Annotated in this window: 15 protein-coding genes and 1 tRNA gene; 2 read left to right on the top strand and 14 right to left on the bottom strand. The window is 64.0% G+C overall.

Annotation, left to right across the window (positions count from 1 at the left end; genetic code table 11):
- Window position 1: 1 nt before the first annotated feature.
- The 3 genes from mraZ to ACEWQZ_RS01445 all read right to left on the bottom strand — a co-directional run bounded on the left by mraZ (window position 2) and on the right by ACEWQZ_RS01445 (window position 1888).
- Complete coding sequence (gene mraZ, locus ACEWQZ_RS01435; RefSeq protein ID WP_476481289.1) at window positions 2-454, bottom strand: division/cell wall cluster transcriptional repressor MraZ; 453 nt, start codon at window positions 452-454, stop codon at window positions 2-4.
- A gap of 329 nt (window positions 455-783) precedes the next feature.
- Window positions 784-1164, bottom strand: a complete 381-nt coding sequence (locus ACEWQZ_RS01440) for an MGMT family protein (protein ID WP_476481290.1) — start codon at window positions 1162-1164, stop codon at window positions 784-786.
- The gene (locus ACEWQZ_RS01445; RefSeq protein WP_476481291.1) at window positions 1136-1888 is read right to left on the bottom strand and encodes an RNA methyltransferase; all 753 of its coding nucleotides are present in this window, start codon (window positions 1886-1888) and stop codon (window positions 1136-1138) included. The genes ACEWQZ_RS01440 and ACEWQZ_RS01445 overlap by 29 nt, the downstream gene beginning before the upstream one ends.
- A 112-nt stretch (window positions 1889-2000) precedes the next feature.
- On the opposite strand from ACEWQZ_RS01445, the gene ACEWQZ_RS01450 reads away from it, so the two are divergent.
- Window positions 2001-2852 (top strand): inositol monophosphatase family protein, encoded by an 852-nt coding sequence (locus tag ACEWQZ_RS01450; RefSeq protein WP_476481292.1) that lies wholly within the window; start codon window positions 2001-2003, stop codon window positions 2850-2852.
- A gap of 15 nt (window positions 2853-2867) precedes the next feature.
- Here ACEWQZ_RS01450 and ACEWQZ_RS01455 read toward each other — a convergent pair whose 3' ends face one another.
- The 3 genes from ACEWQZ_RS01455 to ACEWQZ_RS01465 are packed head-to-tail and all read right to left on the bottom strand — an operon-like array spanning window position 2868 to window position 6111.
- The gene (locus tag ACEWQZ_RS01455; RefSeq protein ID WP_476481293.1) at window positions 2868-4064 is read right to left on the bottom strand and encodes a BaiN/RdsA family NAD(P)/FAD-dependent oxidoreductase; all 1197 of its coding nucleotides are present in this window, start codon (window positions 4062-4064) and stop codon (window positions 2868-2870) included.
- Window positions 4065-4093: 29 nt separating this feature from the next.
- Entirely contained in the window at window positions 4094-5446 is a 1353-nt protein-coding gene (locus tag ACEWQZ_RS01460) for an ATP-binding protein (RefSeq protein ID WP_476481294.1), read from the bottom strand.
- Window positions 5446-6111, bottom strand: a complete 666-nt coding sequence (locus tag ACEWQZ_RS01465) for a response regulator (protein WP_476481295.1) — start codon at window positions 6109-6111, stop codon at window positions 5446-5448. The genes ACEWQZ_RS01460 and ACEWQZ_RS01465 overlap by 1 nt, the downstream gene beginning before the upstream one ends.
- A 195-nt stretch (window positions 6112-6306) precedes the next feature.
- Here ACEWQZ_RS01465 and dsbG point away from each other — a divergent pair, with 195 nt between their 5' ends.
- Window positions 6307-7152, top strand: a complete 846-nt coding sequence (dsbG, locus tag ACEWQZ_RS01470; protein WP_476481296.1) for a thiol:disulfide interchange protein DsbG — start codon at window positions 6307-6309, stop codon at window positions 7150-7152.
- Between the two features lie 55 nt (window positions 7153-7207).
- Here the strand turns inward: dsbG and truB are convergent, their stop codons facing one another.
- The 8 genes from truB to ACEWQZ_RS01510 form a co-directional block, all read right to left on the bottom strand.
- On the bottom strand, window positions 7208-8089 hold the full coding sequence (gene truB, locus ACEWQZ_RS01475; RefSeq protein ID WP_476481297.1) for a tRNA pseudouridine(55) synthase TruB: 882 nt from the start codon (window positions 8087-8089) through the stop codon (window positions 7208-7210).
- 121 nt (window positions 8090-8210) lie between these two features.
- A complete protein-coding gene (gene rbfA / locus ACEWQZ_RS01480; RefSeq protein ID WP_476481298.1) occupies window positions 8211-8561 on the bottom strand; it encodes a 30S ribosome-binding factor RbfA in 351 nt (116 codons plus the stop codon).
- Window positions 8562-8574: 13 nt separating this feature from the next.
- The gene (gene infB, locus ACEWQZ_RS01485) at window positions 8575-11145 is read right to left on the bottom strand and encodes a translation initiation factor IF-2 (protein WP_476481299.1); all 2571 of its coding nucleotides are present in this window, start codon (window positions 11143-11145) and stop codon (window positions 8575-8577) included.
- Between the two features lie 20 nt (window positions 11146-11165).
- Window positions 11166-12674 (bottom strand): transcription termination factor NusA, encoded by a 1509-nt coding sequence (gene nusA, locus ACEWQZ_RS01490; RefSeq protein WP_476481300.1) that lies wholly within the window; start codon window positions 12672-12674, stop codon window positions 11166-11168.
- 35 nt (window positions 12675-12709) lie between these two features.
- A complete protein-coding gene (gene rimP / locus ACEWQZ_RS01495; protein WP_476481301.1) occupies window positions 12710-13192 on the bottom strand; it encodes a ribosome maturation factor RimP in 483 nt (160 codons plus the stop codon).
- A 61-nt stretch (window positions 13193-13253) separates the two neighbouring features.
- Window positions 13254-13330, bottom strand: a tRNA-Met gene (locus ACEWQZ_RS01500).
- A 73-nt stretch (window positions 13331-13403) separates the two neighbouring features.
- A complete protein-coding gene (locus tag ACEWQZ_RS01505) occupies window positions 13404-14099 on the bottom strand; it encodes a glycosyltransferase family 2 protein (RefSeq protein ID WP_476481302.1) in 696 nt (231 codons plus the stop codon).
- Entirely contained in the window at window positions 14099-14695 is a 597-nt protein-coding gene (locus tag ACEWQZ_RS01510; RefSeq protein WP_476481303.1) for a DedA family protein, read from the bottom strand. Before ACEWQZ_RS01510 ends, ACEWQZ_RS01505 begins: the two co-directional genes overlap by 1 nt.
- Window positions 14696-14791 lie beyond the last annotated feature (96 nt).

The following is a 14791-nucleotide window of genomic DNA, read 5'->3' on the forward strand; positions in this document are numbered from 1 at the left end:
TTCAGAGAACCAGCTGCGCCATTTCCGGCGACGCCTGATCCTGAATCTCGCGTTCTTCGACGGCCCGGCGCTCATTGAGAATGTCTTCGTTCCAGATCTCGAAGCGCTGCCCCATGCCCATGAACACCGCCCGCTTTTCAAGGCCGGCCACCTGCCGGAGCGTGAGCGGCAACAGAATTCGGGAATTGGAGTCCAGCTCGAACTGGGTGGCCGAGCCCACCAGCCGACGCTGCAGACTGCGGTGGCTGGCGTTGAAAGTGGAAAGACCCATCACCTCGTCGCGGATCCGCTCCCACTCCGGGTAGGGATAAAGCCAGAGGCAACCGGCGTCGAAAGCCGAATAAGTGAGCACCAGGCGATTCCCGCACTCTTCCTCGAGCTCCTCGCGGTACCGTGTTGGCACCGCCAGGCGGCCTTTGGAGTCCAGATTGATGGCGGTTTCACCAAAAAACACGGCTCGGCTCTCGCTTCCACTAAAAAACCACTAAATCCCACAATTTCCCACTTGCCGTCACCTTATCCGGCGCAATACCGGCTGTCAAGCAGTTTCAACGGCGTGGCAGCGAGGTCCGAACGGCCCTGTGGACGGCCAAACCGGCATCGAAAACGGGGATATGGTCAGATGCGCAATGCCGGATCATCGGCAGTGGCGTGGATGCGGGAAGAACCGGGCGCCCTGCTGCGCCGATGGCCAGTCGAGCCTCGGACCACCACGGCACTTTCGGATACTGACGGAAGCGGCATTGGAAACCGGGGCGGGGTGATCCCCCGACCGCGATCCAGTCACTCCGCCCCCGGCCCCCAGAGCATGCGATCGAGCGCGCGTTCCGGGCTGAAACGCTCGAGGTCGATGGCGTCATCTTCGAACTCGACGCCCTCCTCCTCGAGGCGCCGGCGCTGTTCGGCAGCCTTGTCGCTGCCTTCGGGGAAGCTGATTTTTCCCTGGGCGTTGACAACGCGATGCCAGGGCAGCGCCATCCTTTTCGGCGCACGACCGAGCGCCTGACCAACCAGGCGCGCGCGGCCCGGCAGGCCGGCGCGGCGGGCCACCTCGCCATAGTTGAGCACGCAGCCCGGCGGGATGCCGGCAACCGCGTCGCGGATGCGCTGATAGCGGTCCTCGTCGCCGGCCGGCTCAGGGGTCCTGTTTGTCCGTTCGTTCACGCGCAAGACTCAAGATTTGGGAGAGAATACCGTTGAGGATGTTGAGTTCGTTGTCGTCGGGTCGTGCACGCAGGTAGAGTCGGCGCAAGCGCTGCATCAGGCGCTTGGGCTGGTCGGGGTTGAGGAAGCGTATCGCCAGCAGCGACTCTTCCAGCCGCTGGAAGAAGAACTCCAGACGCCCGGGCTCGACCGGGGACCAGTCCGGTGGTGGCGTTTCCCCCGGCCCGCCGCCGATCATCGCCAGATGGACTTCATAGACCAGAATCTGGACCGCCTGAGCGAGGTTGATGGAGGAATAGCTCTCGCTGGTCGGAATATTGACCAACCAGTGGCAGCGCCTGATCTCTTCGTTGTCGAGCCCGCTCTTCTCGCGCCCGAAGACCAGCGCCACCTCGTGGCGACCGGCCTCCTGAACCGCTTTTTCGGCGGCAGTGCGCGGGTCGAACAGCGGCTGCGACAGCGAACGCTTGCGGGCGGTGGTGCCCAGCACCAGCGGGCAACCGGCAATGGCTTCCATGAAACTGTCGACCACGACTGCACGAGCCAGGATATCGTCCGCGCTGGAAGCCATGGCAATGGCTTCCGCCGACGGGAACCGTGACGGCGACACCAGGCAGAGCTGATCGAGCCCCATCACCTTCATCGCACGTGCCGCAGCACCGATATTGCCCGGGTGCGTGGTGCCCACCAGCACAACCCGGATATTGCTCGCTGGGTTTGTCATGCGCGACATTCTACCTTTGCGCCTGTATTCGAGTCTTGCCGCTGATCACCAGGCCCGCACAAGCGGCAGCAATCCTTTATGCTTGTGGTCTCGGCACTTCAACCTGTTTGCAATGTCCAATCCGCATCTCAACATCGCTACGGAAGCGGCGCGTCAGGCCGCTGATATCGCACTTCGCTATCGCTCGCGCCTGGAAGGCATTCCGATCGAGCGCAAGGCCCGGCACGACTACGTCAGCGAGGTCGACCGGGCTTGCGAGCAGGTCATACGCGAGCATATCGGCCGGCACCACCGTGATCACGTCATCCTGGGCGAGGAAGGTGGTCGGACGGGCAAAGGCGATCACGTATGGATCGTCGACCCCATCGACGGCACAAGCAACTACCTGCGCGGCATCCCGCACTTCGCCATTTCCATTGCCTTGCAGATCAGGGGCCGTCTCGAAGCCGGCGTCATCTACGATCCCCTGCGTGAGGAAATGTTCACCGCCAGCCGTGGTCAGGGCGCCTTTCTCAACAGTCAGCGCATGCGCGTGTCGGGCCGCAAGGAGTTGTCCACGGCGGTCGTGGCGACCGCCTTTCCGTTTCGCCAGCGACGCCTGATGACGGCCTATCAGGCGATGTTCGATTCGGTCTTCGACCGCGTCGAAGACATTCGCCGTGCCGGCACCGCTTCGCTGGACCTGGCCTATGTCGCCTGTGGTCGCCTCGATGGCTACTGGGAACTGAACCTCAAGCCCTGGGATATTGCCGCCGGCGCCCTGCTGGTACAGGAAGCCGGAGGCGTGGTCATGGATGTCACCGGCGGCGATCGCTGGCTGCAGTCCGGCCATATCCTGGCGGCCCCGTTCAAGCTGATCACCTCCATGCGCGCCGCGATCGAACCGCACGTGACCGAGAGCATCAAGGCGCGCGTGTCGGGGGCGACTGCGCTGGCCGAGGGCGACGGCGAATCCGGTAGCTGAGGCCGGGCGACCCGCTCAAACCGCCAGGCCGGCAGCATGCCCCGATGCCCAGGCCCACTGAAAGTTGTGGCCGCCGAGATGCCCGGTGACATCGACGACCTCGCCGATGAAATACACTCCGGGATGGTCACGGCAACCCAGGGTCTTTGACGACAATACGCTGGTATCGACACCGCCGATAGTGACCTCGGCGGTGGCGTAACCCTCGGTTCCTGCGGGCCATACCCGCCACGGCTTGAGCCGCATGACGGCATCGTCGATATCCACGTCGGACACCTCGGCCATGGGCTTGTCGGCCAGCCACAGCTGGCACCAGCGCTCGGCGACGCGGCGCGGCAGCAGCTCGGCCAGCGCATTCTTGAGCGTCAGCCTGGGGCGACTGCGCCGCAGTTCGCGTAAACGCCCTGCCAGATCAACATCAGGCAGCAAGTCGATCAAGACGGGCTCGCCGGGGCGCCAGTACGAAGAGGTCTGCAGCATGGCCGGCCCGCTGAGCCCCTGATGCGTGAACAGGATGTTTTCCCGAAACTCCTCGTTACCGGCCCTGCTGCGGCTGTCCATGGACACGCCGGCGAGGTCGCGAATCTGCCCGAGCTTGCGACCTTCGAGTACAAAGGGCACCAGCGCCGCGCGCGTCGGCTGGATTGGCAGCCCCAGCTGGCGGGCAAAGTCGAATCCGAAGCCACTCGCTCCCATGCGCGGAATGGAATAACCGCCGGTGGCGATCACCAGCGATTCGCAGTACAGCGCACCAGCCGGACCGCGGAGCCGATGTGGCGGCCCCAGCTGCTCGATGTGGACCGGCGAATGGGTGCGCACTTCAACGCCGGCGGCCTCACATTCGGCCAGCAGCAGCCGGACGATATCCTTCGAAGAGCGATCGCAGAACAGCTGCCCCAGCTTCTTCTCGTGATACGGAATTTCGTGGCGGTCGACCAGAGCAATGAAGTCAAACGGTGTGTAACGGCTGAGCGCAGACTTGCAGAAGTGCGGATTGGCGGAGAGGAAGTTCTCGGGCCCGGAATGCATGTTGGTGAAATTGCAGCGGCCGCCGCCAGACATCAGTATCTTCTTGCCGACCTTGTTGGCGTGGTCAACCACCCGCACCGAGCGCCCGCGGCGCCCGGCCACCAGCGCACACATCAGGCCGGCTGCACCGGCGCCGATGATGCACACGTCAACGTGATTCGTCTCGCTCCCGGGGCCGCTCATCGCGGCATTCTACTCGAGACGCAGCGGTTTCAATCCGGTTTCTGAAGGATCAGGCGGGCAGCCAGGCCGCCCGGAGCCGGCCGGTTGGCCAGCTCCAGACGCGAGTCGAAACGCTCGCAGACGGCGGCCACGATCGACAGACCCAGGCCGCTGCCCGAACCCGGCTCACCGGCGCGGTGAAAGCGCTGCGTCACCACCGCCAGATTCTCCGGGGCAATACCCGGCCCGCGATCGCGGACATCAATGACAACCGTGTCGTCGCCGGTGCGAATGTCGCAACGCACCTGCGCGCCCCTCGGGCTGTGCTGAATCGCGTTCTCGATGAGATTGCGCACAGCGACATGCAAGAGCCCGACCGGCATGCTGACCGCTATCGAGTCCGCCGCAGCGGATGTTGTCAAGCGCACGTCTCGGGCCTGCATCAGAAATGAGAGTTCGCGCGCGACAGCCGCGATCACTTTCACCGCGTCGGCCCGATGGTCGCCCTCGGCAGGCACCGTGTCTGCATCAACCCGTGCAAGCATCAGCAGTTGCTCGACCAACCTGCTCATGCGGTCGACACCCACCTCGGCCTGTGACAGCGCACGGCTGCGCGCCTCACCTTCGGCCGCCTGTGCCACCTGAAGCTGAGTCTTGACCCCGGCCAGCGGGGTCCTGAGTTCATGCGCGGCGTCGGCGTTGAAGCGGCGCTCGCGCTCGATCGATGATCGCAGTCGCTCGAACAGGCGATTGAGGGCTGCCACCAGCGGCTCGACCTCGGGCGGCGCTCCCCTTTCCGGCAGGGCCTCAAGCGCGTCGGCATGGCGCTGCCGGATCGATTCGCGCAAACGCTCCAGCGGAGCCAGCCCACGGCCCACGCCAGCCCAGACCAGAACCACCATGCCCGGCAGCACCAGCAGGAAAGGCAGTGAAACGGCCAGGGCCGCATCGCGCACCAGCTCGGAGCGCAACGCCTGACGCTCGGCGGTTGCCAGGCGCACGCCGCTGATGCGATCGGTGAGGGTAAAAACCCGCCACCGCTCGCCGTCGACCCGGCGGGTACTGAATCCATCTTCGCGTGGCTGGTCGATCAGCGGCGGGGCATCTCCGGACGTGCTCAATACCTCGCCTTCCAGGCTCCACAGCTGACAGGTCAACTGCGAGGGAAGCGCCCCGGTGCCAGTTTCGGTGTTGATGACCGGACAGGACATGCCGCGTTCGCGCAGCTCGAACTGGCCACGGGCAAGCAGGCCCTGCACCATCCGCGCCGAAGATGCCAGGCGGATATCGAGGACCTGCTGCAGCTCCGCGCGCACGTGCACCAGAAACCAGGCCATTGCGGCGACCCAAAGTACCGTCAGCAGCGCGGCGATGCCGATGACCAGGCGCTTGCGCAGCGACATCAGGAGGCGGCCCCGGGAATGCGGTAGCCCAGACCGCGGACGTTTTCAATCAAATCGCGTCCCAGCTTGCGCCTGAGGTTGTGGATGTGTACCGTCACGGCGTTGCTCTCCACACCCTCGTTCCAGCCATACAACCAGTCCTTGATGCGTTCGAAGCTGACCACCTTGCCGCGGTTTTCCAACAGCAGGTGAAGCAGCGCCGCTTCGCGACGTGACAGGTCGATGCGGCTGCCCTCGAGCATGGCCTGCTGTTCGATCGGATCGAAAGCGAGCCTGCCGTGGCGAATTTCGCTGACGGCCTGGCCGCCGCTGCGGCGCTGGACGGCCCGCAGGCGAGCCGCCAGTTCGTCCAGATCGAACGGTTTGGTCACATAATCATCAGCGCCACAGTCAAGACCGGTGATCCGCTCGCGGACATCATCGAAGGCCGTCAGAATGACGACCGGGCGGTCACCACCCCGTGCCCGGAACCAGCGCAGCAGCTCCAGCCCGGAACATCCGGGCAGCGCCAGATCCAGAATCACGGCATCAAAGCCGGGCTGCTCCAGCCCGTGGCGGCCCTGGTGACCATCGCGCAGCCAGGTCACGGCGAACCCCTTCAGCCCGAGGCCGGCAACGATTCCTTCGCCGACCAGCGGGTCATCTTCAATCAGCAGGACGTGCACGCAGAGACCTTCCTCATCAACATCGCGCCACCGGGCGTTAACTCTGTCTTAATCCTGACCGCGTACGCTGTCAACCAGAGCAATGGTTTGCGCTCCCGGCCAACCACAGCGCTGCGCCTGAAGCGACTGCGGTCCGGCGATGAAGTTCCCGACTGCACCTGCTGCGCTGCCGCACGGCTGAGGCAAATCCTGGACATGAACATGAACAAGGAGTGGATGATGAAATTCCGGACCCGACTATCGCTGCTGGCCATCGGGTCGGCTCTGCTGATGATCAACGTCAGCGCCGCCGCCGAAGATGACTGGCCACAGGCGCTGCAGGCGCTTGAGTCCCGGGGCCTGCAGATCGATGACGAGTTCCCGGCACCGGACGGCCTGCGCGGCTTCGTGGGGCAGGCCAATGGCCAGCAGGTCGCCATTTACGCCACCGGCGACAGCGACCGCGTGATCATCGGGCAGATGATCGACGGGCAGGGCAACAACCTGACCCAGCGCCACCTCCGGGATCACGCGCCAAAACCCGACCTTGAAGCGGCCTGGAAACGACTGGAAAGCGCCGACTGGATTCGGGAAGGCTCGGCCGAGGCTGAACGCGTGGTCTACGTGTTCACCGACCCCAACTGCCCCTACTGCAGCGCGTTCTGGCAAGCCTCTCGCCCATACGTCGGCAAGCAGGCGCAGCTGCGCCACATCATGGTAGGCGTCATCCGCCCCGACAGCACCAACAAGTCGGCAGCCATCCTGGCGTCGGACGACCCCGCGGCCGCACTGACCCGCCACGAAAGGAGCACCAAGCGCGGTGGTGGCGGTGTCGAGCCACTGAACCCCGTTCCCTCCTCGCTGCAGCAGCGCCTGCAGGCACATCGCCAGCTCATGAACGAGTTTGGCGCCCAGGCTACGCCGGCCATTTTCTTCAAGGATGAAAACGGTGAAGTTCGTCGTCTGATGGGCATGCAGTCCATCCAGGTGATCGCCGAACAGATCTTTCAGCAGCCCAAGCAGCCCGTCAACGACCCAAGCCTGAAACGCTACGATCGTTGATCCGGGACAGCTGGTGCGCGCCGGGCCGGTGACCTGAAACTCGCCCGGGGCAGGCTCAGCCGCCGGTAAACAGCCGCACCGGCTTGAGCCGGCCCTGTCCGTCCATCTCGCCGATACCAACAAAGGCGCTCGGCCCATAGATTCGGACCTGCCCTGCGTGTGCCGGGCGCAGCTGGGCCAGACGCTGGCCCTGGGCAATGCGGCGCGCCTGCTGGTCATCGAGCTCGACCGCGGGCAAGTGCGCCAGCGCCTGATCTGGGGGCAGCATCAGCGCATGCGCCTCGGCGCGGGCCAGTGACTCGAGCGCTTCGAGCGCGACGGCATCATCGACGCTGAACGGCGCGCTAGCTGTCCGGCGCAGGCCCGAAAGGTGAGCGCCGCAACCCAGTGCCTGGCCGATATCTCGCGCCAGCGATCGGATGTAAGTGCCTTTCGTGCAGTGCACCCTCAGGCGCAGGGTGTCTTCGTCTCGACCGAGCAGCTCGAGCGCATGGATGACGACAGCGCGCGGCGGTCGTTCCACGCTCTCGCCCCGGCGGGCCAGCTCGTAGAGCCGCCGCCCCTTGTGCTTGAGCGCCGAGTGCATCGGTGGAATCTGTTCGATGGGGCCGCGGAATTGCTGCAGCACGGCGTCGAGGCGCACATCGTCCAGCACCGGTACCGGCCGCCGTTCGAGCACTTCGCCCGTGGCATCCTCGCTGTCGGTCGTCAAGCCCAGGCGCACATCGGCTTCATAAGTCTTGTCGGCTTCGAGCAGAAAGGCGGCCACCTTGGTGGCCTGACCGAAACACAGCGTCAGCAACCCCGAGGCCATCGGATCGAGCGTGCCGGTGTGGCCGGCCTTCTTGATGCCGATGATCCGCTTGGCCCGCCCCAGCGCGGCGTTGGAGGTCATGCCGGTCGGCTTGTCGAGGAGCAGAATCCCGTTTGCGCTCATCGTTTGTTGCTGAATCACCATTGAACTCACTCAACGCGAAGGGCGCGAAGAAGGCATGAGAACCTCGAAGACAGACGTATTCAGGACGTGCGCCGGGCGGCTCCCGTCAGTCGATTGAACTTCAGGATCTTTTCCTCGCCGACGCCAGAAGCTGCTCGATGCGGTCACCGGTTTCCGACGAGGTATCGTGCATGAACTTCAGCGTGGGCGTGTGGCGCAGGTGAACGCGCTTGCCCAGCTGGTGGCGAACCTGGCCGACGTGCTCGTTGAGAAACTCCACGATCTCCGGAGCCTGCTCGACCTCGAGGACAGCAACGAAGATCTTCGCGTGCGAGATATCGCGCGAGACCTCGACGTCGGTGACGCTGATCAGCCCGCTCGGGATATCGTACTCGAACTCGCTGTGCAGCAAGTCGGCGAGCTCGCGCCGCAGCAGTCCGGCGACGCGTTCCGAGCGGGGTGCCGTATTCATCGCCGCGCCCGCCTCAGTCCAGGGTGCGCTGTACTTCAATACGCTCGAAGCACTCGATCTGGTCGCCCGGCTTGACGTCGTTGTACTGCTTGACGCCAATACCGCACTCGGTGCCGGCCTGAACTTCAGCAACGTCGTCCTTGAAACGGCGCAGCGACTCGAGCTCGCCTTCGAAAATGACCACGTTGTCGCGCAGCACACGGATCGGGTTGGCTCGCTTGACCACGCCTTCGACGACCAGACAGCCTGCAATTGCGCCCAGCTTGGACGAGCGGAACACGTCCTTGACCTCGGCCAGGCCGATGATCTGCTCCTTGGTATCGGTACCCAGCAGGCCGGAAATGGCCTTCTTGATATCGTCGATCGCGTCATAGATGACGCTGTAATAGTTCAGGTCCAGGTCGGCTTCCTGGATGATCTTGCGTGCGGCCGCATCTGCGCGCACGTTGAAACCGATGATGATCGCGCTCGAAGCCTGGGCCAGGCTGGCATCGGATTCGGTAATGCCGCCAACGCCGGAGGCGATCACGTTGACCCGGACTTCCTGGTTGGACAGGCGCGTCAGCGCGTCACGTAGCGCCTCCACCGAGCCCTGCACATCGGCCTTGATCACAAGATTGACATCCTGCTGCTCTTCAGGACTTTCACCCATCTGATCGAACAGGCTCTGCAGCTTGGCGGCCTGTTTCTCGGCCAGCCGCCCTTCGCGGGCGGACTGCTTGCGCTGGTCAGCGGCCTCGCGCGCCTTCTTCTCGTCGGCCACGGTGAGCACATCATCGCCAGCGTCGGGGACGCCCGAAAGACCCAGCACCTCGGCTGGAATCGAGGGCCCGGCCTCGTCGATGGGCTGTCCGGCCTCGTTGAACATAGCCCGCACGCGGCCGAATTCCTCTCCGGCCAGAATGGTGTCACCACGCCTGAGCGTACCGTCCTGTACCAGGATGGTGGCCACCGGCCCGCGGCCGCGATCCAGTGAAGACTCCACCACCACGCCCCGGCAGCGCCGCTCGGGATTGGCCTTGAGCTCCAGCACCTCGGCCTGCAACAGAACTGCATCGAGCAGGTTGTCGATACCGTCGCCGGTGATGGCCGACAGCGGCACGAAGATCTCTTCGCCACCCCAGTCTTCCGGAACGACTTCTTCGGCGGCCAGCTCGGACTTGACGCGATCGGGATCGGCCTCGGGCTTGTCCATCTTGTTGACGGCGACGATCAGCGGCACGCCGGCAGCGCGGGCGTGTTGAATGGCCTCCTTGGTCTGTGGCATGACGCCGTCGTCAGCGGCCACCACCAGAATGACGATGTCGGTTGCCTGCGCACCACGCGCCCGCATGGCCGTGAACGCGGCGTGACCCGGCGTATCCAGAAAGGTGACGACGCCGTCATCGGTTTCAACGTGATAGGCGCCGATATGCTGAGTAATGCCGCCCTCTTCTCCGGAGGCCACCTTGGCACGACGAATGTAGTCAAGCAGTGAGGTCTTGCCGTGGTCCACATGGCCCATCACGGTGACCACCGGGGGCCGCGAAACCCGATCAGCGTCATCGACGACTTCGTCTTCCTCGGCCACCAGCTGCTGTTCGATATCCTGTTCCTCGGCTGCCTTGGCCGTATGCCCCATTTCCTCGACCACCAGAATCGCGGTGTCCTGATCAAGCGGCTGGTTGATCGTGACCATCGTGCCCATGTTCATCAGCACCTTGATCAGCTCGCCAGCCTTGACCGCCATCAACTTGGCGAGCTCGCCGACGGTGATCGTCTCGGGCACTTCGATCTCGCGCTTGACCGGAGCGGTCGGCTTCTGGAAACCGTGTTCACCACTGACCGTGCTGGCAACACGTGCGGCGCGAGCGCCGCCCTTGCGCTTGGGCTTGCGGCGCTTGGACTTGGGCGCAATGCGCAGCTCTTCACGGCCGTAGCGCGTGGGCGCATCGCCCTTGCCCTTGGCTGCCTGGCGCTCGGCCTCCTTCTGTCTGGCCTGGCGCGCCACTTTTTCCTCGACTTTCTTGAGCGCTTCGGCTTCGGCGCGCTGACGCGCCTCCTCCTTGAGCCGCTCTTCTTCCTCGGCCTCGCGCTTCTTGCGCTCCTCCTCGTCGAGCCGCGCCTGTTCCGCGGCCTCGCGCTGGCGACGCTCGGCTTCTTCGCGTTCAGCCTGCTCGGCTTCTTCCCGCTGGCGCCGGGCTTCTTCCAGCGCCTTGGCCGCGGCCTCGCGCTCGGGGTCGCCCTGCTCCTGCTCGGAGATGTCGCCACGCTTGACGTACGTGCGGCGCTTGCGCACTTCCACGTTGACCGTCCTTGACGGTGCCGCACCGCGCGACCGGGTTCGACCCGCGCCGCCGGTAGGCACCTTGAGCTCACTCACGCTCTTGCGCGTCAGCGTGACCCGGGTCGGCTGGGTGGCATCATCACCTTCGCTCTTGCCGTGGCTCGAGCGCAGGTGGGTCAGCAACTTGATCTTGTCTTCATTGGTCACCTCGGCCTCGGCGTCCTTGACCTCGATGCCGGCCTCATTGAGCTGAGTGATCAGGCGTTTGACATCAACGCCCAATACATCAGCAAGCTGCGAAACAGTGACCTGAGACATGTGTATTCCTCGAACCTCTTTTATTCCTCGGCAAACCAGTGCGCGCGTGCCTTCATGATCAGATCGGCGGCGAGCTCGGGCTCCAGACTCTCGATCCCGTCGAGCTCGTCGACCGAGCACTCGGCCAGATCGTCACGCGTCCGGATGCCCTTTTCCGCCAGCCGGTAGGCAATGGTGTCGGTCATGCCTTCCAGATCAAGCAGATCCTGCTCCGGCTTGTGCTCTTCGAGCTGTTCCTCGGAGGCGATCATCTGCGTCAACAGGGCATCGCGCGCGCGCTGGCGCAGTTCAGAGACGACGTTCTCGTCGAACTCCTCGATTGCAAGCAGCTCGCTTTCCGGCACATAGGCCACTTCATCGATATTGGTGAAGCCTTCCTGCACCAGAATGCTTGCCACCTCCTCGTCGACATCCAGTTTGGTCTTGAACATCTCGAGAATGGTGCGTGCTTCCGTCTCGCTCTTGTGCTCGGCTTCCTCGACCGTCATCACGTTCAGGTCCCAGCCGGTCAGCTCGGAAGCAAGCCGGACGTTCTGTCCGCCGCGGCCGATCGCCTGTGACAGGCTGTCTTCCTCGACGGCAATATCCATGCTGTGGGTGTCTTCGTGAACCACGATCGAATGCACTTCCGCCGGCGCCATCGCATTGATCACGAACTGGGCGGGGTTTTCATCCCACAGGATGATGTCGATACGCTCGCCGGCGAGTTCATTGGATACCGCCTGAACGCGCGAGCCACGCATGCCCACACAGGCACCGATCGGGTCGGTGCGGTCATCGAGGGCATGCACGGCGATCTTGGCGCGGCGGCCGGCGTCGCGGGCGGCGCCCTTGAGCTCGAGCAACTCCTGGCCAATCTCGGGCACTTCGAGCTTGAACAGCTCGATCAGGAACTCGTTCATCGTGCGGCTGACAAAAAGCTGCGGCCCGCGCACTTCCGAACGCACCTCGTACAAATAGCCACGCACGCGATCATTGATGCGGGCCGTCTCTCCGGGAATGGTGTGGCGCGACGGAATGAAAGCTTCGGCATTCTCTCCCAGATCGAGCATGATGCCGCCCTTTTCCATGCGCTTGATCTGACCGCTGATGAGTTCGCCCACGCGCTCTTCGAAGGCCTCGACCACCTGGGCGCGCTCGGCCTGGCGCACGCGCTGGACGATCACCTGCTTGGCGGCCTGCGCGGCAATGCGCCCGAATTCCGGCGGCTCCATCGGCTCTTCAATCGCGTCGCCCACATCCAGATCGGCATCGTATTCGCGCGCCTCGGTCAGACGGATCTGACGATCCTCGGACTCCAGCTCTGCCTCTTCCTCGTCATCGGAAATCACTTCCCAGCGGCGAAATGCCTCGTAGCCGCCGGTGCGGCGATCGATGGCGACGCGCACTTCGATATCTTCGGGGTGACGACGGCGCGCGGCTGACGCCAGCGCGGCCTCGATGGCCTCGAAGATCGTCTCGTGTGACAGACCCTTCTCGTTGGAGACGGCCTCGACCACCTGCAGGATTTCCTTGCCCTTATCCATCATTGCCAAGTTCCGCAAAATTCACTACGAATTCGTTCCTATTGCCGCTTCGCGGCCAGCAGTGCGTCGACATCAGGCGCCAGGCTGGCGCGCTGAATGTCGGCAACGGTGAGCGTATGCCGTTCGCCGTCGACTTCCAGCGTCACCTGGTCGTCGTCGGCGCTGACGATCACGCCCTTGAATCTGCGCCGCCCCTCAACGGGTGCAGCCAACCTCACTTTTGCCATCTGGCCGGTAAAGCGGGCGAACTGGGCGCCGGTAAACAGCGGTCGTTCGATACCGGGCGAAGACACTTCCAGCGTGTACTGGCCGCTGAGCGGGTCTTCAACGTCAAGCAGGGCCGAAACCTCTCGGCTGACGTGCTCGCAGTCGTCGATGCCGACACCGATTTCCGGTCGATCGATATACAGCCGGATCAACCGATTCTTGGGGTTGGACTGGTACTCGATGCCGACGAACTCGTAGCCGAGGTCGGCGACCAGCGGCGCCAGCATAGCTTCCAGCTTGTCGCTCACTGCCACGTCGGCTTCTCCAACAAAAAAAGCCCCTTGGACCAGGGGCTTTTTTCTTCATCTGAAAACCTGGTAGCGGGGGCAGGATTCGAACCTGCGACCTTCGGGTTATGAGCCCGACGAGCTGCCAGACTGCTCCACCCCGCAATCGAAGTTGATCATTATAGAATCGAGTGCATTCAAATGCAAGCCCGATCCCCGAAAAAAGCCTTGAAAAATGTCAGCCTCCTCGATCTTCCGTCTGACGATCGTCCGCCTGACGACCTCGAGGGCGCGCAAGCGTATCACGAAGTGCGGCCACGATGTAGAGCGAAAAGGCGACGGCCGTGACCTGCCCGACCATGTGCAGGCGCCGCAGCAGCCCGCGCCACCAGCCGAACTTGTGTTCCTTGGTGCGGTGCCGAAGCCCGCTGATCAGTTCGAAACTCATGCCCCGCCCGAAGCGCTTGGCGGTGTAGTTCAGCGCCACCTCGATGCGAAAACCGCGCTTGTGCCGCGCCGGCACCAGCTGCCAGATCCGCCGCTGGACGGCACGCTCACCGCCGATGATCGGAAAGACGTGCAACAGCCGGTTGAGCCACAGCGTTCGCCGAGCACGCAGACCGACGTGCATGTCCACCTTTCCGGCGGCCACCGGCGCAATGAGCCGCGAAATGTCGGCGTGAGTCAGGCCGGTCACGTCGGCGTCGAGAAACAGCAGAATCTCGCTGCGCGCGCGCGCCACTCCCGCCTCGAGCGCAGCCGCCTTGCCGCCGTTGGCCGGCAGCTCGATCACGCTGGCACCCGCGGCCCGGGCGCGCCGGGCGGTCGCATCGCTGGAGCCGTCGTCAACGACAATCACCTCGCAGAGCTGCGGATGACTGACCACAGCCGCAACCACGCAACCCACGGTCGCCGCCTCGTTGTAGGCTGCCATCACGACCGAAACCATTGCTTCCTCACCAGCACACCCACAATCAGATACGCCGCCGCGGCCAGCAGCACGAAAACGAGAAAGGCCAGTTCGACATGGACGATCAGATCTTCGAGGCGCTGGGCCGAATCGACCACGCCGAAAGCCAGCCCGGCCAGCAGCAGGGTGATGCTGGCCACCGCGGCCAGGTTGATCACCAGCCAGCGTGCCGGCGGCATCCGGAAAACTCCGGAGAGCACCTGTGCCGCGATCCGCGTGCCGTAGACGAACTTGGAAAGATAGAGCAACCAACCGCCGTTCTGAACGAACAGCGCTTCGAGACGCAGGAACAAACGGCGAGACTGGCGTCGCCGGACTCGCTCGCGGGCAAACTCGGGGTACCAGCGGCCGAGCATGTACCAGACAAAATCCGACAGCATCGTGGCGGCCACGGCCACTGCCAGCACCGTCAGCCACTCCAGTCTTTCAGTGCCGGCCAGGTACAGCGCCGGCAGAAGAACTGCCTCGCCAACCAGCAGCAGGCCGACAAACAGCATGAGATAAGGGTAGGCCGCAAAAAAGCCCAGCACCGGCTGAAAAACCCCCGCCGCCTCTTCCATCCACGCTCTCCGTTCGTTGATGCGTCTTACATCTTCAGTGCGGATTGTACCTGCAAGCCAAACGGCCGCAGCGCGGCGCATCAATTCTTGCGTGTA

The organism is Wenzhouxiangella sp. YN1, from assembly GCF_056324145.1.

Bases quoted from the DNA above. Each gene is read 5' to 3' on its own strand.
- ACEWQZ_RS01455 (WP_476481293.1), bottom strand. From the start codon at position 4,064: ATGAGCGGCCCCGGGAGCGAGACGAATCACGTTGACGTGTGCATCATC.
- truB (WP_476481297.1), bottom strand. From the start codon at position 8,089: ATGAGCGCAAACGGGATTCTGCTCCTCGACAAGCCGACCGGCATGACC.
- nusA (WP_476481300.1), bottom strand. From the start codon at position 12,674: ATGATGGATAAGGGCAAGGAAATCCTGCAGGTGGTCGAGGCCGTCTCC.
- ACEWQZ_RS01460 (WP_476481294.1), bottom strand. From the start codon at position 5,446: ATGTCGCTGCGCAAGCGCCTGGTCATCGGCATCGCCGCGCTGCTGACG.
- ACEWQZ_RS01445 (WP_476481291.1), bottom strand. From the start codon at position 1,888: ATGACAAACCCAGCGAGCAATATCCGGGTTGTGCTGGTGGGCACCACG.
- rbfA (WP_476481298.1), bottom strand. From the start codon at position 8,561: ATGAATACGGCACCCCGCTCGGAACGCGTCGCCGGACTGCTGCGGCGC.
- dsbG (WP_476481296.1), top strand. From the start codon at position 6,307: ATGAACATGAACAAGGAGTGGATGATGAAATTCCGGACCCGACTATCG.
- ACEWQZ_RS01505 (WP_476481302.1), bottom strand. From the start codon at position 14,099: ATGGCAGCCTACAACGAGGCGGCGACCGTGGGTTGCGTGGTTGCGGCT.
- infB (WP_476481299.1), bottom strand. From the start codon at position 11,145: ATGTCTCAGGTCACTGTTTCGCAGCTTGCTGATGTATTGGGCGTTGAT.
- ACEWQZ_RS01510 (WP_476481303.1), bottom strand. From the start codon at position 14,695: ATGGAAGAGGCGGCGGGGGTTTTTCAGCCGGTGCTGGGCTTTTTTGCG.
- ACEWQZ_RS01450 (WP_476481292.1), top strand. From the start codon at position 2,001: ATGTCCAATCCGCATCTCAACATCGCTACGGAAGCGGCGCGTCAGGCC.